The organism is Rhodococcus rhodnii NBRC 100604, assembly GCF_001894925.1.
GTDB lineage: Bacteria > Actinomycetota > Actinomycetes > Mycobacteriales > Mycobacteriaceae > Rhodococcus_F > Rhodococcus_F rhodnii.
On sequence record NZ_BCXD01000016.1, the window covers coordinates 22,939 to 42,291 of the forward strand.

The window sequence follows — 19,353 nt, forward strand, 5'->3', positions numbered from 1 at the left end:
CGCATCAGTGGGCTCGGACGTGTCGAGCGTTCGACATCGCGCGGCACCGAACCATACTGAGCACATGATCCGCGACTTTCTACTGGGCCAACTGCGCCGGTTCCACCCCGTGGGCCTGGCGCTGGGCCTGATCTTCGCGGTGTGGTCGATGACGCCGTCGCTCCTCCCACGCACGTGGCTGCTGCAGTCCGTCGCGACGGGACTGAGCTTCGTCAGTGGCTACGTGATCGGCGTCGTCGCCGCCTGGCTGGTGCGGCGCTGCGGCATCTCCCCGTCCTGGTCGGAGCGGACGCGGCGCACCGGCTGGTGGGTGCTCGCGGCCGTCGCCGCGATCGCGATCCCCGCCTTCCTCGTCCTCGGCTCGTGGTGGCAGGAGGTCGTCCGCGACCTCGTCGGCGCGCCCCAGCCCGGACGCTCCCGCTACCTGCTCGTGCTGCTGGTCGCGGCACTCGTCGTCGCGATCCTCGTCGGGTTCGCGCGGCTCGTCCGCGGCGCCAGCAACCGCCTCACCCGCTACGGCAGTCGCTACGTCCCGGGCCCCATCGCGCGCACGGCGAGCGTCGCGCTCCTGCTCGTCCTCGCCCTGTTCCTCATCGACGGCGCGCCCTACCGCGCCCTCGTCGGAAACATCGACGAGTCGTTCGCCCTCGCCGACAACGGCACCGCCGACGACGTCGAGCCGCCGACGCAGCCCGAACGGTCCGGCTCACCGGAGTCGGCGGAGCCGTTCGACAGCCTCGGCAAGGAAGGCCGGACGTTCGTCGCCTCCGGTCCGGACGCCGCCGAGATCGAGGAGACCATCGGCCGCCCGGCGATCGAACCCATCCGCGCCTACGCGGGCCGCGAAGCCGCAGACTCCTTCGACGGGATCGCGGCGCGCGTCGTCGCCGAACTCGACCGCACCGACGCGTGGAGCCGCGACGTCCTCGCCGTCGCGACGACGACGGGCCGCGGCTGGATCAACGAGAACCTCGCGCAGGCACTCGAATACACCACCGCCGGCGACAGCGCGATCGCGTCGATGCAGTACTCCTACCTGCCGAGCCCGCTCGCCTTCCTCGCCGACCGCGACAGCCCGCCCGAAGCCGGCCGCGCACTCTTCGAGGCCGTCTACTCGCGCTGGGACGCCATGCCCGAGGACGCCCGTCCACGTCTCTACGTCTTCGGCGAGAGCCTCGGCTCGTTCGGCGGACAGGCCGCGTTCTCCGGCGAGCAGGACATGCTCGCGCGCGTCGACGGCGGAATCTGGACGGGCACACCCCACTTCACGCCGCAGTGGCAACGCATCACGGACGACCGTGACCCCGGCTCACCGCAGCGCCTGCCCGTCATCGACGACGGCGAGGCCGTCCGGTTCGCGGCATCGCCGAGCGACCTCGACCTCGGCACGCCGTGGGGCGAGCAGCGCATCGTCTACTGGCAGCACGCGAGCGACCCCATCGTCTGGTGGTCACCCGACCTGATCCTGCGTCGGCCGGACTGGCTGCGCGAACCCCTCGGCCCTGACGTCGATCCCGGCATACGCTGGCTGCCCGCCGTCACGTTCTGGCAGGTCACCCTGGACATGGTGTTCTCCGCCGACGTCCCCGACGGGCACGGCCACGCATACGGATCGGACGCCGCCGACCTCTGGGCGGCGATCCTGCAGCAGCTCGACTGGACCGCTGACGACGTCGCGACGGTGCGCAGCGCGCTGGAGGAGTGAGGCGCCCTCGAGGAGTGAGGCTCAGGCCTTGTCGTCGCTGCTCGACGACGTGCCGTTGCCCGCAGCGCCCGTGCCCGACGCCCCCGTACCCGACGCTCCCGAGGCGCCGCCGGTAGCTGCGCCGTTGGTCTTCGGGGCACCGGGAACCTCGTCGCTGGGCGCGATGTCGCTCGTCGTCTCGGCGACGGAATCGGCCTTGTCGTCGGCGGTGTCCTCGACGACCTTGCGGTCGGCGCGCGTCGGGTACTCGGCGAGCTTCGGCGGTGCGGCCGCGACGGGCGGCTCGGTGCGGCTGCGCGAGTACAGGTAGCCGCCGATCGCGACGGCGCCGAGCGTCAGCCCACCGAACACCAGGACCCGGCGGCGGCGCGTGCTCTTGCGCGCAGCCTCCGCCTCGGCCTTCGCTTCGCTTCGTCCGGACGGCGTGATCTTCTTCGCGGCACCGGCCGCGGCGACCGCGGTGCCGCTGCGCCCGGCGAACCGGGCGAGATCGGTCAGCCCGCGTCCGACGGCGCTCGCGCCACGGCGGGCGAGCGAGCGCGCCGACTCGGCGGCCTCGGAGTTCTTCGCCGCCACCGCGGCTTCTTCGACGCGCTCGGCGATCTCGACGGCGCGCTCGCGGGCCTCGGCCGCGACGTCCTTCGCGGTCTCGGCGACGACGGGTGCCTGCGCCAGCAGCGCACTCGGTACGGGAAGCGTGGTCTCGGCCTTCTTCGCAGTACGGCTCATGTCCTCACTCTAGACGCGAAGGGCCCGTTACCGGGACGAGCAGAGACGGCAGCGTCGCAGGTGGCACGATGGGGGTGTGACTTCACCTTATCAGACAGCCAAGGCAACGTTGCACACCAACCGCGGCGACATCGAGATCGCGCTGTTCGGCAACCACGCACCGAAGACCGTCGAGAACTTCGTCGGGCTCGCGGAGGGCACCAAGGACTACTCGACCGCCAATGCGTCGGGTGGCAACTCCGGCCCGTTCTACGACGGCGTCACCTTCCACCGCATCATCGACGGATTCATGATCCAGGGCGGCGACCCGACCGGCAGCGGCGCGGGCGGCCCCGGCTACGAATTCGAGGACGAGTTCCACCCCGAGCTGCAGTTCGACCGCCCGTACCTGCTCGCGATGGCCAACCGGGGCCCGGGCACCAACGGCTCGCAGTTCTTCGTCACGGTCGGCCCGACGCCGCACCTGAACCGTCGCCACACGATCTTCGGCGAGGTCGTCGACGAGAACTCGAAGAAGGTCGTCGACGCGATCGCCACGACGGCGACCGACCGCGGCGATCGCCCCGTCGAGCCTGTCGTCGTCAACTCGGTGACCATCGAGAAGGCCTGACGGCCGAAGCGAGAAGCAAGGACAACTCATGAGCAACCCCGGCTGGGGTGGTGCGCCGGACGGCGGCATCCCACCCCAGCCGCGGTGCGTGCGGCATCAGGACCGACCCACGGCCCTGTCCTGCACGCGCTGCGGCCGACCCGCGTGCCCCGACTGCCTCCGCGAGGCGTCCGTGGGCTATCAGTGCGTCGACTGTGTCGCCGAAGGCAACAAGTCGATCCGTCAGCCCCGCACGATCGCGGGGGCGACCATGTCCTCGCAGCGCGCGACGCCGCTCGTCACCTACATCCTCATCGCGCTCAATGTCGCCGTGTTCGGCGTGACGGCCGCTCAGTCGGGCAGCGTCATGAACAACGCCGCCGGCTCGTCGTTGTTCGCGGACTGGGCGCTCGTCCCCGTGATGCTCGCGGCGCCGGGCGAGTGGATCCGGGTGATCGGCAGCGGATTCCTGCACTTCGGGATCATGCATCTCGCTGTCAACATGCTCGTGTTGTGGATCATCGGCCGCGACGTCGAGGCCGCGCTCGGCCGTGCGCGCTACCTCTCGGTGTATCTCATCGCGCTGCTCGGCGGCTCGGCATCCGTCGTGTGGTTCCAGTCGCTGATGGCGCCGACCGCGGGCGCCTCGGGCGCCGTCTACGGCCTCATGGGTGCGCTCGCCGTCATCCTGCTCCGGCTGCGCCGCAGCCCCGGCTCGATCGTCGCCGTCATCGCGCTCAACATCGTCATCAGCATCTCGGTGCCGGGCATCTCGCTGTTCGGGCACCTCGGCGGTCTCGTCGCGGGTGCGGCGGCGACGGCGGGCCTGCTCTACGTCCCGCAGTGGCGCAAGGCGACCGGCGACACGGCCGCCAAGCTCGGGTGGGCGGCGGTCGCCGTCGTGGCGATCGTGACGATCGGCCTCATCGCCGCGCGAGCACTGCAGCTGCGTCAGCAGTTCGTGATCGGCTGAACGGGATCACTTCTCGTCCGGGACGAGACCGTGCACCGAGAGCGCCTCGAACACGGTCTGCGGGCTCGTCCCGAGATCCCATCTGCCGAAGATGACGAGCTTCTCGGTGCCGTCGGGCTCGCGGACGTCGAGCTCGAGCATCGGGACGCGCCGGCCGAGCCGCGGGTACTTCACGAGCCGGATCCGGTCGATGTCGCCGCGCTCGTACACGCGGCGCGCCGACACACGCTGTAGGACGAGCGTGGGTCCCGGCCCGATGGCGAGCCGCGGTCGCTGCCGCGCCGACAGCGCGGCGTTCACGAACAATCCGAGGGCCGCGAGCCCGATGAGCACCTGGCCCGCCACGTCGAGGCCACCGAACGCCGCGGCGCCCGCGAGGACGACACCGCCGGCGACGAGCGCGACGACGGCGGCCGTCGGAGTCGACCAGGACACGACCGAGTGAGACCGTTCGGTCGATTCATCCACAGCGTTTCTCCACAGTGGGGATTAATGACACGGCTGTAATTGACCGGCTCGGTGCGCCATCTGCGCAGGTCATCTCCACCGCATCGTCATGACGAGCCCGACGATCATGAACCCGAACCCGACCAGGAAGTTCCACGGCCCGAGGGCGTTCATGAAGCCGATGTGCTCCGCCGCGAGGTAGTAAACGATGAGCCACGCGAGTCCGACGAGCATCAGCCCCAGCATCACCGAGACGTAGAGCGTGCTCGACGGCCCCGCCTTCACCTTCACCGGTGTGCGGCTGGCAGGGTTGATCGCGTAGTCGTTCTTCTTCCGTACCTTCGACTTGGGCATGACGTCCTCGCTCGTGCGTGTGTGGGCTGCTCACGGCGGGTAGATTTCGGCTACCCGTGTCCCATATACACGCTATCGGAAGACGACGAGGAGCCGACGACCGTGAGTGCACGAGTGACCGGAGGCCGCGCCTGGCGGGTCCTCGCACTCGCGGTGTGCCTGGTCACGGGCCTGCTGCTCGCGACGACGCGCGACGTCTCCGAGGGCACCGAGATCCGGGCGGGCGATTCGCCACGGCTGTCGGATCTCGTGCGCAACGCGCAACAGCACGCCGACGGCCTCGCCGCACAGCGTGACGAACTCGCCGCCGCGGTGGAGGACGCGCAGGATCGCGCCGCGACCGCCGACACCGACGTCGCCGCGACCCTCACCGAGATCGACGCGATCGCCGCCGACGCCGGCCGCACCGAGGTGACCGGGCCGGGCATGACGGTGACCCTCACCGACGCACCCCGCGGCCCCGACGGCCGCTACCCGGCCGACGCGTCGCCCAACGACCTCGTCGTCCATCAACAGGACGTCCAGAGCGTGCTCAACGCGCTGTGGGCCGGCGGCGCCGAGGCCATCGGCATGCAGGACCAACGGCTCGTCGCGACGTCCGCACCCCGGTGCATCGGCAACACGCTGCTGCTGCACGGCCGCACCTACAGCCCGCCGTACGTCGTCACCGCGATCGGCGATCCCGAGCGGCTCGGCCAGGCGCTCGACGCCGAGCGTGGCGTCGCGATCTACAAGCAGTACGCCACGCGGTTCGGGCTCGGCTACACCCAGGAGCCGTCGTCGCAGATCACCGTGCCCGCGTACACCGGCGGCTGACGCCGTGTCGGTGAGCCGCACCGTTACCCTGGTCCCATGAAGATCCTGGTCGTCGACAACTACGACAGCTTCGTGTTCAACCTGGTCCAGTTCCTGGGCCAGCTCGGAACGCAGGCCGACGTGTGGCGCAACGACGACGACCGGCTCACCGGCCCCGGCGGCATCACCGCCGCCGCCCGCGGCTACGACGGCATCCTGCTCAGCCCCGGCCCCGGCACGCCCGAGCGCGCGGGCGTCACGATGGAACTCGTCCACGCCGCCGCCGACGAAGCGACGCCGCTGCTCGGCGTGTGCCTCGGGCATCAAGCGATCGGCGCGGCCTTCGGCGGCACCGTCGACCGCGCGCCCGAACTGCTGCACGGCAAGACCTCGCTCGTCCACCACAAGGGCGAGGGCGTGCTCGCGGGTCTGCCCGATCCGTTCGTCGCGACGCGCTACCACTCGCTCACCGTGCTGCCCGAGACGATGCCGGACTCGCTCGAAGTCACCGGCACGACCGACTCGGGCATCGTCATGGGGGTGCGGCACCGCGAACTGCCGATCCACGGCGTGCAGTTCCACCCCGAGTCCGTCATGACGCAGGGCGGGCACCGCATGCTCGCGAACTGGCTTGCCGTGTGCGGCGAGGCGCCCGACGAGACCCTCGTCCGCACCCTCGAACGCGAGATGGAGACCGCGCTCGGCGTGTGAGGCGTCAGCCCGGCTGCAGGACGGCGCGATCGCCCAACTCGTACGAGACCGTGAAGACGCGGCGCGTCAGCCGCCACCCGCCGGGTGAGCGGACCCAGCGGTCGTCGTATTCGCCGAAACACTCGTAGACGGCGTCGCCGTCCGCCGCGACGTGATGCACGCGGCCGTACGTGAGCGAACGCGCGGTGTCGCCGTCGATCTCGATGCGATGGTTCCCGAGCAGATGCTGCGACGGCCCGCACCCGCCGAGATGCGCGCGAACGACGGCGACGATCGCGTCGCGTCCCGACGCGCTGTAGCCCTCGGCGTCGTCGGTGAACGACGCGCCCAGTGCCTCCCAGTCCCGGCGGTCGAGTGCCGACGCCACCTCGGCCAGTGCCTCCACGATCTCCTCGCGCATGCATCAGGGATAGCACCGCGGGACCCACTGTGCGGACGGCGTTCCCGCTCAGTGGATTTCGTGCGTGCGCTCGTCACAACCCCCGTGCGATCACGGCTTCGGTGACGCGGTCGTCGATCGACGACACCGGATTCTCGCGGCCCACCCACGGATCGCCGCCGAAGTACGTCGCGAAGATCTTCTCGGCGGTGCGCGTCGCGAGCGCCTGCGTCGTCAGCGTCGGATTCGGCCCGCCCACGCCGTTCGCGAGCGCCGAGTTGTCGGCGATGTACAGCCGCTTGACCCACCGCGCCTGCGCATCCGAGTCGAGGACCGAATCACGCTCGCTCTCACCCATCCGCATGCTCGACTGCGAGTGCAGGATCAGCGGCGGCCAGTCGCAGCGGTGCACCGACTTCGCGCCCGCGGCCCGCAGCAACTCGACGGCGCGCTCGGTGCAGTACTCGCGATTGCGCCGCGTGCGCGCCGAGCGGTTCCGGTGTCGCACCGTCACTCTCGGCGCCAGACCGTGCTCGTCGGGCGGCAAGATGCCCGGCACCGTCACGCGATTCTCGGGTTCGACGTCGTCGTCGGCGATGACGAGCGCGCTCAGCGTCCGGTTCGCGTCGTCGAGCGTCTCGAGCAGATCGAGTCCGACGAGCCGCCCGTACGTGTCGGCGCCACGCCCGTCCACGACGCTGCCGCCGCGCCCGTACCCCGAGATGCCCGAGTCGGAGAAGTTCAGCGCGTACGCCTGCAGAGCCGGCGGCAGGCAGATCTGCTCGATGCCGCCGTACCCCGGATAGTCCACGCGCGCATTCGAACCGGCGCCCTTCGTCTGCCCCGTGTACTCGTCGAACACCCCGAACACGCCGTCCATGTGGTGATCGGTGAGACCGCGTCCCACCCAGTCGTTCGGGTTCGGCAGCAGCGACTGGAACCACAACCGCGGCGACTCGACACACCCCGCCGCCAGGACGACGACCGCCGCCGTCTCCTCGTGGATCGCGCCGTCCGACGTCCGGAACCGGACGCCGTGCGCCGTCGTCTCGCCGTGGACGTCGTGCGCGAGGATCTTCGTCACGAAGGCGTCGGCGATCAGCCGCGCGGGCCGCCCGCCCTGCGCCCACACATCGGCCGTGAGCATCATCGGGACGTACGAGTTGTCGGTCGAACGGCGCGCCTTGAGGTTGCGCGGCGCGCCCTTCGGGAGGTAACAGCCCTGGTAGCAGTGCCCGCACATCGTGCAGCCGGTCGCCTGCGGATGATGCAGCTGCGCCGGATCGCTCGTGCGGCCCGCCGTCCCGCCCGGCTGCAGGATCGAGTTCTGCTGCGCGCGATGCGCGGGCTCGGTGATGTCGAGCGAGGTCTGATGCGCCAGCCCCATCGCCGCCGCCCCGCGCAGGAACACCTCCTCCTTCGTTCCCATCGGAGCCGTCTGGACGGGCAGCGTCGTCTCGCACCACTCGTAGTACCGGCGCAGCTCGTCGTAGCCGAACGGGAACAGATGTGCGGTGTCGTACATGTCGCGGTCGGCGCCGTCGTACCCCGCGAAGACGCCCGGCGCCGCGCGCGGGCAGTTGCCGAAGTAGTGCAACGTCGTGCCGCCGACGCCGCTCACCTGCCACACGAACGAACTCTGCGGCAGATCGCGCAGCCACGGCGCCTGGCCGCGATCACCCGGGCCGACCCGCAGGAACCCGGTGATCGGGTTGTTCGCGTCGTCCTCGAAATGGGTCCACTCGTTCTCGGGGTCCGCGAATCGCGGCCCCGCCTCGAGGACGAGCACGTCCAGCCCGCGTGCGGCCAGCTCCTTCGCGACGACGGGGCCACCCCCACCGGCGCCGATGACGATCACGTCGGTCATGGTGTCTCCTGTTCAGCCTGCGTCGTCCACGCCGCGGTAGTAGCCGCGGAACTCGTCCCACCCGTCCGAGACGCCTTCGTACCGGCTCAGCTCCCAGCCCGCGGGCCGTCCGGTGAGCGTCCGCGTCCGCCGGTCGAAGGCGGACACCTCGGAGTACGCCGCGAACGCGGCGAGCGTCGGGATCGCGTTGGTCGCGAACTTCAGCGGCAGACCGGGCAGCAGCGGATCGACATCGAGCAGCTCGAAGACGTGCGCCTTCGCGGCGTGCGAGAGATTCGCGAACGGCGCTGCGAACGGGCCGTGCACCGACGCACCGTCCATCGTCACCGTGAAGAGATTGATCAGCGCACTGATCGCCGCCGCGCCCGGCAGCGTGATCCCGAACGCCGGACCGAGCAGCGGGAACGGTACAGCGGCGTCGAACGTCCGCTCGAGCGACGCGCACGCACCCGGTGTCGCGCCACCCGGTCGATCCGTCGCGACACCCTGGTGCCGCGACCACGCGTCGTCACCCGGGACGACGAACGCGAGAATGCCGGCCGTCGTGTCGCGCACCGGCGGCAGCGGCATCTCGGCCGACTGTGCCGCGGCGGTGGGCGCGAACCGTGAGCCGACGCCCGCGAGCAGCAGGCCCGTGACGCCCACGCTCGTCAGGAAGCGTCGCCGTGTGACCTCGGCCGTCGGTCGTTCCACCACCGCAACCCCTCGTGCCGTGCCACGTCCACCGTGACCGTCGTCATGTGACGCGGACACTACGGGGGTGTGTCACACTCGACGATTCCGACACACCGGACGGTACAGATGTTGGGCTGGACGTGGCGCCGAGGCCCCACTCAGCGCGGAATGCCCAGCTGACCGACGTTCACCGAGATCGTCGCGTCACGCGAGACCTCCGACCCCGGCGGCTGCTGCTGCGAGAGCACCTTGCCGACCATGTCGGGATCGAGCGTCGACGTCTGCGACTGCTGCAACTGCTGCGACGTCCCCGTCCAGCCGGACTGGCGGAGCGTGGCGAGCGCCTGCGACACCGTCTGGTTCGTCAGATCCGGCATCGGGATGTTGCTGCCCGTCGAGACCCGCAACTCGACCGTCGAGTTGCTGTCCGCCGACGTTCCGCCGGGCGGGTTCATCGACACGACGGTCCCGCGAGGCTGGCCGGAGTCGACGGTCGACACGTCCACCTCGAACCCGGCGCCCTCGACGTTCGCGCGTGCGACGTCCTCCTGCTGGCCCGTGACGTCCGGGACGCGGATCTGCTCGGGACCGGAGCCCACCGTGATCTTCACGGGGCTGCCCGACGCGATGCTCGCCGCGGGGGACGGATCCTGATCGATCACCTTGTCGACGTCCTCGCGGCTCGACGGACCCTCCTCGACGTCGCGGTCGAGGGTGAGCCCGACGTCCGCGAGTGCTCGCTGAGCCTCGTCGGCCGTCATGCCCGTCAACTGCGGCACGTCGACCTGCGCGGGACCGCTCGACACCTCGAGCGTCACGGTGCTGCCCTCGTCGACGGCGGCACCACCGACGGGCCGCGTGCCGACGATATTGCCCTCGGCGACCACCGGATCGGGTTTGACCTGGCGCGTGACCCGGAGCCCCGCGTTCTGCAGCGTCGTCTCGGCCTCATCGGCCGCGAGATTCGTGACGTCCGGGACCTCCGTGCGGCCCGGTGCGCTGTACACGCTGGCGAGGAAGAACCCGACGATCGCGACGACCGCGATCCCCGCGAGGCTCAGCAGCGCGATCTTCCACCGCTTGCCGCCGCCCCGCGCCGGACGATCGTCGTCGCCGACGGCGCCGATGATCGTCGTGATGTCGTCGTCGTTCATCACCATCGGCGCGCTCGGACGCTGACCGCCCAGCACGCGCACGAGGTCGCTGCGCATGTCCGCCGCCGACTGGTAGCGGTTGGCGGGGTTCTTGCTCATCGCCTTGAGGATGATCGAATCGAGCTCGCGCGGAATGTCCGGATTCAGCGTCGACGGCAGCCGCGGATCCTCGCGCACGTGCTGCACCGCCACCGCGACGGGCGAATCGCCCGAGAACGGCGGCTCACCCGTGAGCACCTCGAACAGCACACAACCGAGCGAGTACACGTCCGAACGCGCGTCCACCTGCTCCCCGCGCGCCTGCTCCGGCGACAGGTACTGCGCCGTTCCGATCACGGCAGCCGTCTGCGTCATCGACTGCGACGCATCCGAGATCGCGCGCGCGATGCCGAAGTCCATGACCTTCACGGCGCCGTTCCGCGTGATCATCACGTTGGCGGGCTTGACGTCGCGATGCACGATGCCGTTGCGGTGCGAGAAGTCCAGGGCCGCGCAGACGTCGGAGACGACCTCCATCGCGCGGCGCGGCGTGAGCGGACCCGACGTGCGGACGATGTCGCGCAGCGTGTCGCCCTCGACGTACTCCATGACGATGTACGGCAGCGGACCCGCCTCGGTCTCCGCCTCGCCCGTGTCGTAGACGGCGACGATCGCCGGATGATTCAGCGCAGCAGCGTTCTGAGCCTCCCGGCGGAACCGCAGATAGAACGTGGGATCGCGCGCGAGATCGGCGCGCAGCACCTTGATCGCGACATCGCGACTGAGGCGGACGTCCCGCGCGAGATGGACCTCCGACATACCGCCGAACCCGAGGATCTCTCCCAGCTCGTAACGGGACGAGAGGTTGCGCGGTGTCGTCATTGCTGTCCTTGCGGGTTCGCGGGGATCTGCTCCTCCGGCGGGGTCGTCTCTTCGGTTGTCGTCTGCTCGGCCGTCGTCGTGACGGGCGGCTCCGTCGTCGTCGTGGTGACGGGCGGCTCCGTCGTCGTCGTGGTGACGGGCGGCGGTGTCGTCGTGACGGGCGGCGGTGCCTGCGTCGTCGGCGGCGGTTCGTACGTTGTGGTGAACGTCGTCGTCGGTGCGGTCGTGAGCGTACGCAGCGTGGACGTCGTCGGCGCCGGAGCGGGGTCGTCGTCGCCTCCGCCGCCGAGCAGCAGCAGCCCACCGGCGATGAGTACCGCCAGCAGCAGCAGCCCGCCGGCGGCCCACGCGACGGCCTTCTGCCCGCTCGTGAGGCCCTTCTTCCCGGGCTCGTCGCCGAATCCCGCGGTGTCGGCGGCCGCGTAGGTCTGCTGCGTCGGCGGGATCGCGCGCGTGCGGTCCGTCGGCGGGGGTGGCGGCGGCGCGATGACGCGGGTCGTGCGGTCGGACACCGTCCCCGGCTGGGGCGGATAGCGTCCGGCGCGCACGGCGGCGACGGCGTCGGCGAACTCGCCGCCCGTCGCGTACCGCGACTCCGGTTCCTTCGACATCGTGATCTCGATGAGCTCGCGGATGTTCGGTGCGAGCCCGGCCGGCAGCGGTGGCGGTGTCTCCCGCACGTGCTTCATCGCGACGGTCAGCGCGCCGTCACCGGTGAACGGCCGGGTGCCCGAGAGCGCCTCGTAGCCGACCACGCCGAGCGAGTACACGTCGCTCGACGACGTCGCGTCCTGCCCCATCGCCTGCTCGGGCGCGATGTACTGCGCCGTTCCCATCACCATGCCGGTGCGGGTCACGGGCGACGCGTCGATCGCCTTCGCGATCCCGAAGTCGGTGATCTTCACCTGGCCCTGCGGAGTGATGAGGATGTTGCCGGGCTTGACGTCGCGGTGCACGACGCCCGCCTCGTGCGCGACCTGCAGCGCACGGCCCGTCTGCTCGAGCATGTCGAGCGCGTACGGGACCGCCAGCCGTCCGACACGCGAGAGCACCGTGTTGAGCGGTTCCCCGCTCACGAGCTCCATGACGAGGTACGCCGTCGAGTCGCCCGACGCGTCGCTGGTCTCGCCGTAGTCGTAGATCCCGGCGATCCCGGGATGATTGAGCCGCGCGGTCGTCCGGGCCTCGGTGCGGAACCGCTCCAGGAACTCCGGGTCGGTCGAGAACTCGGACTTGAGCACCTTGACGGCGACGCGTCGTCCCAGCCGGGTGTCGTCCGCCTCCCACACCTGACCCATGCCGCCGGTCGCGATGAGCCGGATCAGCCGGTATCGGTCGGCGATCAGGGCGCCGTTCTGAAGAGCCATGTCACCTTCCCTGCAATCCGGCTTGGAGGACGGCGCGACCGACCGGCGCCGCGACGGAGCCACCCGTCGCGGCGAGTGCGCGATCGCCACCGTCCTCCACGATGACAGCGATCGCGATCGTCGGGTTCTCGGCGGGCGCGAAACCGATGTACCACGCGTGCGGCGGCGTGTTCCGCGGATCGCTGCCGTGCTCGGCCGTCCCCGTCTTCGACGCGATCTGGACGCCGGGGATCTGACCCGTCCCACCGGTCTGATTCTCGGACGCCACCATGAGATCGGTCAGCGTCGCCGCGACCTCGGAAGAGAACGCCTCGCCGTTCGAGACGGGCGACGGGCTGCCGAGACTCGACAGGTCCGGAGCCTGCAACTCGGAGACGAGCTGCGGCTCCATCCGGACGCCGCCGTTCGCGACGGTCGCGGCGATCACGGCGTTCTGCAGCGGAGTGAGCGCGACGTCGCGCTGCCCGATGCTCGACTGGCCGAGCGCCGCGCCGTCGGGAATCGAGCCGATCGTGCTCGGTGCGACGGGGAACGGCACACCGGTGATCTCGTCGCCGATGCCCAGTGCCGACGCCTGCGACTCGAGTGCGTCGGCACCCGCCTGCTCGCCGAGTTCGACGAACGCCGTGTTGCACGAGCGGGCGAACGCCTCGCGCAGCGACGCCGTCGGCCCGCCGCCGCACGTCGCGCCGCCGTAGTTCTCGAGCGTGGTCGCGGTGTCGGGCAGCGTGATCTGCGGGGCCGCCGTCAGCTGGGTGTCGGGTGTCGCTCCCTCGCCGAGCGCCGCGGCCGTCGTCACCACCTTGAACGTCGAGCCGGGCGGATAGGTCTGCGACACGGCGCGATTGAGCATCGGCTGATCCGGATCGGACGTCAGCCGCTCCCACGCCTCGGTGCTCACGCGGCCGTCGTGACTCGACAGCTCGTTCGGATCGAAGCTGGGCGTGCTCGCCATCGAGAGGATGCGACCCGTGCTCGGCTCGATCGCCACGACCGAACCGGTGTATCCGCGCGAGGTCAGCTGGTCGTACGCGACCTGCTGCATCACCGGGTCGATCGTGGTGATGACGTTGCCGCCGCGCGGATCGCGCCCGGACACCATGTCGAAGAACCGGCGGCTGAACAGCCGATTGTCGGAGCCGTTGAGGATCGAATCCATCCCGTTCTCGAGCCCCGTGCTGCCGTACTGCATCGAGTAGAAGCCCGTCACCGGAGCGTTCGCGAGCGGGCTCGACGGCACGCCCTCGCCCGCCGGATACGTCCGCAGGTACTTGTAGCGATCGTCGGTCGGAATCGACTGCGCCATCACCTGGCCGGCAGCCGAGATCTGACCGCGCTGCCGCGAGTACTCGTCGAGCAGAACACGTGAGTTGCGCGGGTCCGAACGGAGATCGTCGGCCTTGATGACCTGCACGTACGTCGCGTTGGCGAGCAACGCGACGACCATCACCATCACGGCGAGCGCGACTCGGCGCAGCGGAGTGTTCATCGCCGCTCCACCATTTCGGTCTGCGCGTCCGCGATCGGCGGCAGCGGACGCTTGCGCGGCGCCGCCGGTTCACGGGCCGCGTTGGAGATCTTGATGAGGATCGCGACGAGGATGAAGTTCGCGAGCAGCGACGATCCGCCGTACGACATGAACGGCGTCGTCAGTCCCGTCAGCGGGATCAGTTTGGTGACGCCACCGACCACGACGAACACCTGGATCGCGATCGTGAACGACAGGCCGGCCGCGAGGAGCTTGCCGAAGCTGTCGCGCACCGCGAGCGCCGTGCGCAGACCGCGCACGATGAGCACGAGGAACAACACGAGGATCGCCGCGAGACCGATCAGACCGAGCTCTTCGCCGATCGTCGCGACGATGAAGTCGGTCTTCGCGAACGGCACCGTGTTCGGGCGCCCGCTGCCGAGACCGGTGCCCGCGATCCCGCCCGTCGCGAGGCCGAACAGCGACTGCGAGATCTGGTACCCGGTGTTGTTGTAGTCGCCGAGCGGGTCGATCCACGTGTGCACACGCACCCGGACGTGACCGAACATCTGATAGGCGAAGAAGAACCCGATCGCGAGCAGCGTCGCCCCGATCGCCAGCCACGCCGCGCGTTCGGTCGCGATGTAGATCATCACCAGCACCGTGCCGAACAGCAGGAGCGACGTGCCGAGGTCCTTCTGGAACACGAGCACGCCCACCGAGACCGCCCACGCGAGCAGGATCGGACCGAGATCGCGTGCGCGCGGGAAGTCCATCCCGAGGAAGTGCTTGCCCGCCGTCATGAACAGCTCGCGCTTCTGCACGAGGATCGTCGCGAAGAAGATGATGAGCAGGATCTTCGAGAACTCACCCGGCTGGATGCTGAACCCGGGCAGCCGGATCCAGATCTTCGCGCCGTTGACCTCGGACAGGCTCGCGGGCAGCAGCGCCGGGATCATGAGGAACACGAGCCCCACGAGCCCGAGCGTGTAGCCGTAGCGCGCGAGCAGCCGGTAGTCGTGCAGCGCGACCATGATCACGACGAAACACACGACCGCGACGGCCGTCCACAGAATCTGCTGATTGGCGTCCGACGACGGCGCAGCGGTGCCGAGGGCGGCCGCCGACTGTTCGTCGGCCAGATCGAGCCGGTGGATGAGCACGAGGCCGAGCCCGTTGAGCAGCGCGACGATCGGCAGGATCAGCGGATCCGCGTACGGCGCGAACCGTCGCACCGCGAGATGCGCCACCAGGTAGAGCACCACGAACGCGATGCCGAACTTCCCGATGTCCCACGTGATCGACTGTTCCTGGCTCGCCTCCACGAGGATCAGCGACACCGTCGTCACGACGAATGCGAGCCCCAGCAGCAGTAATTCGGTTCCCCGTCGGGTGGGCTGCGCCGGAGCGGGGGCGAACCCGCCGGGCGGGCTCGGAAAGGAACCGGTCTGCGTCACCGACATCAGCCGACCGCCCTGCAGTTCTGACCGGGCGCGGGCGCCTGCCCCTCGGGCAGCGCACCCTCGGTGGGCGGGGCCGGCTCGGCGCCGCCTTCCGGTGCGGGCGCGGGAGCCGGGGGCGCCGGTTCACCGGGCGCGGGCGCCGGCGGCGGGGGAGTCGCGGTGGTGGGATCGGCGCACACCGGCAGCAGGTCGCCGTCGACGAGCCGCTGCATCTGGCCGCGGGCGTCGTCGAGATTGCCCGACGGCAGACCTGCACGCACCTGCGCGCGTGCCGACGGCGCGAGATCGTCGACGGTGAGGACGTCGCACGTCGCCGGAAGCGGATCCGGCGGCACGAGCGTGAGTTCGCCGTCGTCCGTGACACATCCGACGAGCTCGGTGCTCTGGAACGAATAGCCGAACACCGAGCCGGGGACGCCGCGCATCACGGACACGCGGTCGTCGTCGGCGGCGACGTAGTAGTTGTTCAGGATCAGGAACCTGCCCGCGACGGCGCCCGCGACGAGGACCACGAGCACGCCGACAACCGCGACGACCCACCACAGCGCACGACGCTTCTTGGGCGGCGGCTCGTCGGCGGCCTGCGGGACGACGCGCTTCGGGGTCGCGCGCGGCGGACGCATCGCGGCCGCGCGGCCCGCGGCCGTGTTCGGAGGCGGGGTGTCCTCTTCGTCCTCGCTCGACGCCGCACCCGCGACGATCGGATTGGACTGCCCGTAGTCGAGGTCGATGACGTCCGCGACGACGACGGTGACGTTGTCGGGACCGCCACTGCGCAATGCGAGTTCGATGAGCCGGTCCGCGGCCTCGTCCTCGGTGCCCTCCGCGAGGGTGTTCTGGATGGTCTCGTCGCTCACGACGTCCGACAGGCCGTCCGAGCACAGCAGGTAGCGGTCGCCCGCCTTCGCCTCACGCACCGTCAGGGTCGGCTCGACCTCGCCGCCCGTGAGCGCCCGCATGATGAGCGAACGCTGCGGATGCGTGTGCGCCTGCTCGGCGGTGATGCGGCCCTCGTCGACAAGCGACTGGACGAAGGTGTCGTCGCGCGTGATCTGCGTCAGTGTGCCGCCGCGCAGCAGGTAGCCGCGCGAATCGCCGATGTGCGCGAGACCGAGCTTGGATCCCGCGAACAGGATCGCGGTGAGCGTCGTGCCCATCCCGTCGAGCTCGGGCTCCTCCTGCACGTGCTCGGCGATCGTCTCGTTGCCGGTCGCGACGGCCCGCCCGAGCTTGCCGACGAGGTCGGCGCCCGGCTCGTCGTCGTCGAGGTGCGCGAGGGCCGCGATCATCAGCTGCGACGCCACCTCGCCGGCCGCGTGCCCGCCCATGCCGTCGGCGAGTGCGAGCAGCCGCGCACCGGCGTACACCGAGTCCTCGTTGTTGGAGCGCACGAGGCCGCGGTCGCTGCGCGCCGCGTAACGCAGGACGAGTGTCACGGGCGCAGCTCGATCACGGTCTTGCCGACGCGCACGGGGGTGCCGAGCGGGACGCGGACGGCCGTCGTCACCTTGGCGCGATCGAGATAGGTGCCGTTCGTCGAGCCGAGATCCTCGACGTACCAGTCGGTGCCGCGAGGGGAGAGTCGTGCGTGCCGGGTCGAGGCGTAGTCGTCGGTGAGGACGAGAGTCGAATCGTCGGCGCGGCCGATGAGAACGGGCTGCGTGCCGAGCGGAATGCGGGTGCCCGCGAGCGCGCCCTGCGTCACCACCAGCGTGCGCGCGACCTTCTGCTTACCGAGCGACTGCAGCACCGAGCCGCCCCGCGAACGGGTCGGGACGCGGACGCCGGAACCCGCGTAGATGTCGGTGCGCAGCGACCGGATGATCGACCACACGAAAAGCCACAGCAACAGCAGAAAGCCTGCGCGGGTGAGCTGCAGGATCAATCCCTGCACGGCGGTCCACCTCCTTCCGGTCACACGACTGCACCAGGATTGCAGCATCATAGGGGCAACCCGTATCCGCGCTCAGGATACGGACTGCCACACACATCGAAGGGTCCTCGGACACGTCGGCCGTGCCGTGTCGGTCACGTCATGTCGACCGGACACGGCTGGGCCGCCGACGCGTCAGACGATGCGAACGAGGATCTCCGAGTGGCCGGCGCGGATGATGTCACCGTCCGCGAGCTGCCAATCCTGCACCGGAGCGCCGTTGACGGTCGTTCCGTTGGTCGATCCCAGATCCGAGAGCATCGCGACGCGGCCGTCCCACCGGATGTCGATGTGACGACGCGACACACCGGTGTCGGGGAGCCGGAACTGTGCGTCCTGCCCGCGACCGACGATGTTGCTGCCCTCGCGCAGCTGGAAGTGACGGCCGCTGCCGTCCTCGAGCTGCAGCGTCGCGGTGAAGGTGTGGCCGTCCGCGTAGCCCTGCGGCGCGTATCCGCCCTGCTCGTAGGCGTAATCCTGCTGGTAGCCACGGTCGTACGAACCCTGCTGCTGGTACGCGTCGTCGTACCCGCCCTGGTCGTACTGGTAGTCCTGCGGCCGGTAACCCTGATCCTGCTGGTAGCCCTGGTCGCGGTAGGCGCCCGGCTGGTAACCCGGATCGGCGTAGCCGCCCTGGTCCTGATAGCCCTGGTCGCGGTAGCCGGGGTCCTGGTGACCCTGGTCCCGGTAGCCCTGATCCTGGTAACCCTGCGGCTGGTAGCCCTGATCCTGGTAGTTCTGTCCGTAGCCGCGGTCGTACGAGTCCTGCTGGTACCCCTGCTGCTCGCCGGCGTAGCCCTGGCCGTACCCCTGCCCGTAGCCGCCCTGGTACTCGCCGGCACCGTGGTCGTACCCGTTCTGCGGGCTCTGGGCGTACCGCTGGTCCTGGTCCGCGCGAGTGTGGCCGTTGCGCACGTACTGCGGATCCTGGTTGCGGCCTGCCGCGGGCTCGCGGCCGGCGTCGTAGCCTGAGTTCTGCGTCATGGGGCCAGCTCCTGCGTTGGGCATGTCGGGGGTGGACAACTGGGGACGGCTCGGTGCCGCCGGACCGGGTGGCGGCAGCACCCGGGAGTCTGGTCGAGGGCCGGGCGGGGCGCTCGGCGCGCGGCCCGGATCGCGGCGGCCTGCGTCGGGGTCGACGGAGCCGGATGCACGGAACTGGCCGGTGTGGAGCGACTGCGACGGCTCGAGCACCACCTGCACGGGGCCGTACGTCTGCCAGCCCTGCTCACGGATGTAGTCCTCGAGGTGCCGAGAGAATGCCTTGGCCGTGATGTCACGGTCGGCGGCGAGGGCGTCGTGATCGGAGTTGTTGATCGTGATGACGTAGTTGTTGGGCGCGAGCATGTGACCGCCGTCGAGGTGCTCGACGCGATCCGATGCCTCCTGCCGCAACGCCGACTCAACCTCTTGCGGGACGACGCCGCCGCCGAAAACCCGAGCGAACGCGTCACCGACGGCGCCCTGCAGCTTGCGCTCGAAGCGGGCCACGATGCCCATCGGTGTCTCCTTCCACTCACCCGGCCACCTTCGGGCCGTTCTCTCGTCCGCGATCGTGTCGTTCCGGACCGCGGTGTGACCACCACGGTACTGTGTCGAGTTGCCTGTTCGGTCCGACCCACTGGGCGCGAACGCGAACGATACGACCCCGGTCCGATCGTGTCTGCATGATATCGACGCAACCCGCCCAGCACGTTGCAGAACGATCACGGTCTGGAAGCATCCTTCTGCAGGCCTCCTACCTGCGGAATCGTTGTCTTCAGACCTGCTGTGTTAGTGTTGCGGTCGCTCGAGGGCGAGTGGCGGAATGGCAGACGCGCTGGCTTCAGGTGCCAGTGTCCTTCGGGACGTGGGGGTTCAAGTCCCCCTTCGCCCACCATCGA

The 19,353-nt window shown here is 70.1% G+C and carries 18 protein-coding genes and 1 tRNA gene; 6 read left to right on the forward strand and 13 right to left on the reverse strand.

Annotation, left to right across the window (positions count from 1 at the left end):
* The first annotated feature begins 64 nt into the window (after window positions 1–64).
* Window positions 65–1,705, forward strand: coding sequence for an alpha/beta hydrolase (locus tag RR1_RS13055; protein ID WP_051111347.1), 1,641 nt, complete (start codon window positions 65–67; stop codon window positions 1,703–1,705).
* A gap of 21 nt (window positions 1,706–1,726) precedes the next feature.
* Here the strand turns inward: RR1_RS13055 and RR1_RS13060 are convergent, their stop codons facing one another.
* Window positions 1,727–2,434 (reverse strand): hypothetical protein, encoded by a 708-nt coding sequence (locus RR1_RS13060; protein ID WP_010840390.1) that lies wholly within the window; start codon window positions 2,432–2,434, stop codon window positions 1,727–1,729.
* A gap of 76 nt (window positions 2,435–2,510) precedes the next feature.
* On the opposite strand from RR1_RS13060, the gene RR1_RS13065 reads away from it, so the two are divergent.
* On the forward strand, window positions 2,511–3,044 hold the full coding sequence (locus tag RR1_RS13065) for a peptidylprolyl isomerase (RefSeq protein WP_040775654.1): 534 nt from the start codon (window positions 2,511–2,513) through the stop codon (window positions 3,042–3,044).
* A 28-nt stretch (window positions 3,045–3,072) separates the two neighbouring features.
* Window positions 3,073–3,996 (forward strand): rhomboid family intramembrane serine protease, encoded by a 924-nt coding sequence (locus RR1_RS13070; RefSeq protein ID WP_040775657.1) that lies wholly within the window; start codon window positions 3,073–3,075, stop codon window positions 3,994–3,996.
* Between the two features lie 6 nt (window positions 3,997–4,002).
* Here the strand turns inward: RR1_RS13070 and RR1_RS13075 are convergent, their stop codons facing one another.
* Both RR1_RS13075 and crgA read right to left on the reverse strand, forming a co-directional pair.
* Window positions 4,003–4,431: a PH domain-containing protein gene (locus RR1_RS13075; protein WP_238559101.1), complete on the reverse strand. Its 429-nt coding sequence runs from the start codon at window positions 4,429–4,431 to the stop codon at window positions 4,003–4,005.
* Between the two features lie 102 nt (window positions 4,432–4,533).
* A complete protein-coding gene (gene crgA / locus RR1_RS13080) occupies window positions 4,534–4,797 on the reverse strand; it encodes a cell division protein CrgA (RefSeq protein ID WP_010840394.1) in 264 nt (87 codons plus the stop codon).
* A gap of 102 nt (window positions 4,798–4,899) precedes the next feature.
* Between crgA and RR1_RS13085 the strand changes: the two genes are divergently transcribed.
* Both RR1_RS13085 and RR1_RS13090 read left to right on the forward strand, forming a co-directional pair.
* A complete protein-coding gene (locus RR1_RS13085; RefSeq protein WP_040775660.1) occupies window positions 4,900–5,613 on the forward strand; it encodes a DUF881 domain-containing protein in 714 nt (237 codons plus the stop codon).
* Window positions 5,614–5,649: 36 nt separating this feature from the next.
* Window positions 5,650–6,303: an aminodeoxychorismate/anthranilate synthase component II gene (locus tag RR1_RS13090; RefSeq protein ID WP_010840396.1), complete on the forward strand. Its 654-nt coding sequence runs from the start codon at window positions 5,650–5,652 to the stop codon at window positions 6,301–6,303.
* Between the two features lie 4 nt (window positions 6,304–6,307).
* Here RR1_RS13090 and RR1_RS13095 read toward each other — a convergent pair whose 3' ends face one another.
* From RR1_RS13095 to RR1_RS13140, 10 genes are all read right to left on the reverse strand, one after another.
* Window positions 6,308–6,703: a nuclear transport factor 2 family protein gene (locus RR1_RS13095; protein ID WP_010840397.1), complete on the reverse strand. Its 396-nt coding sequence runs from the start codon at window positions 6,701–6,703 to the stop codon at window positions 6,308–6,310.
* Window positions 6,704–6,776: 73 nt separating this feature from the next.
* Window positions 6,777–8,549 carry a GMC family oxidoreductase N-terminal domain-containing protein gene (locus RR1_RS13100; RefSeq protein ID WP_010840398.1) on the reverse strand — a complete coding sequence of 591 codons (1,773 nt, stop codon included), beginning with the start codon at window positions 8,547–8,549 and terminating at the stop codon, window positions 6,777–6,779.
* Between the two features lie 12 nt (window positions 8,550–8,561).
* Window positions 8,562–9,242, reverse strand: coding sequence for a hypothetical protein (locus RR1_RS13105; protein ID WP_174555428.1), 681 nt, complete (start codon window positions 9,240–9,242; stop codon window positions 8,562–8,564).
* 140 nt (window positions 9,243–9,382) lie between these two features.
* A complete protein-coding gene (gene pknB, locus RR1_RS13110; RefSeq protein WP_010840400.1) occupies window positions 9,383–11,239 on the reverse strand; it encodes a Stk1 family PASTA domain-containing Ser/Thr kinase in 1,857 nt (618 codons plus the stop codon).
* Window positions 11,236–12,606: a serine/threonine-protein kinase gene (locus tag RR1_RS13115; protein WP_010840401.1), complete on the reverse strand. Its 1,371-nt coding sequence runs from the start codon at window positions 12,604–12,606 to the stop codon at window positions 11,236–11,238. The genes pknB and RR1_RS13115 overlap by 4 nt, the downstream gene beginning before the upstream one ends.
* Before the next feature lies 1 nt (window position 12,607).
* A complete protein-coding gene (locus RR1_RS13120; RefSeq protein ID WP_010840402.1) occupies window positions 12,608–14,095 on the reverse strand; it encodes a peptidoglycan D,D-transpeptidase FtsI family protein in 1,488 nt (495 codons plus the stop codon).
* On the reverse strand, window positions 14,092–15,537 hold the full coding sequence (locus RR1_RS13125) for an FtsW/RodA/SpoVE family cell cycle protein (RefSeq protein ID WP_010840403.1): 1,446 nt from the start codon (window positions 15,535–15,537) through the stop codon (window positions 14,092–14,094). The genes RR1_RS13120 and RR1_RS13125 overlap by 4 nt, the downstream gene beginning before the upstream one ends.
* Window positions 15,537–16,973 carry a PP2C family protein-serine/threonine phosphatase gene (locus RR1_RS13130; RefSeq protein ID WP_010840404.1) on the reverse strand — a complete coding sequence of 479 codons (1,437 nt, stop codon included), beginning with the start codon at window positions 16,971–16,973 and terminating at the stop codon, window positions 15,537–15,539. Before RR1_RS13130 ends, RR1_RS13125 begins: the two co-directional genes overlap by 1 nt.
* Window positions 16,970–17,431, reverse strand: a complete 462-nt coding sequence (locus RR1_RS13135) for an FHA domain-containing protein FhaB/FipA (protein ID WP_040775666.1) — start codon at window positions 17,429–17,431, stop codon at window positions 16,970–16,972. The genes RR1_RS13130 and RR1_RS13135 overlap by 4 nt, the downstream gene beginning before the upstream one ends.
* Window positions 17,432–17,605: 174 nt before the next feature.
* The gene (locus RR1_RS13140) at window positions 17,606–18,970 is read right to left on the reverse strand and encodes an FhaA domain-containing protein (protein ID WP_040775669.1); all 1,365 of its coding nucleotides are present in this window, start codon (window positions 18,968–18,970) and stop codon (window positions 17,606–17,608) included.
* Between the two features lie 293 nt (window positions 18,971–19,263).
* On the opposite strand from RR1_RS13140, the gene RR1_RS13145 reads away from it, so the two are divergent.
* A tRNA-Leu gene (locus RR1_RS13145) sits at window positions 19,264–19,349 on the forward strand.
* Window positions 19,350–19,353: the final 4 nt, after the last annotated feature.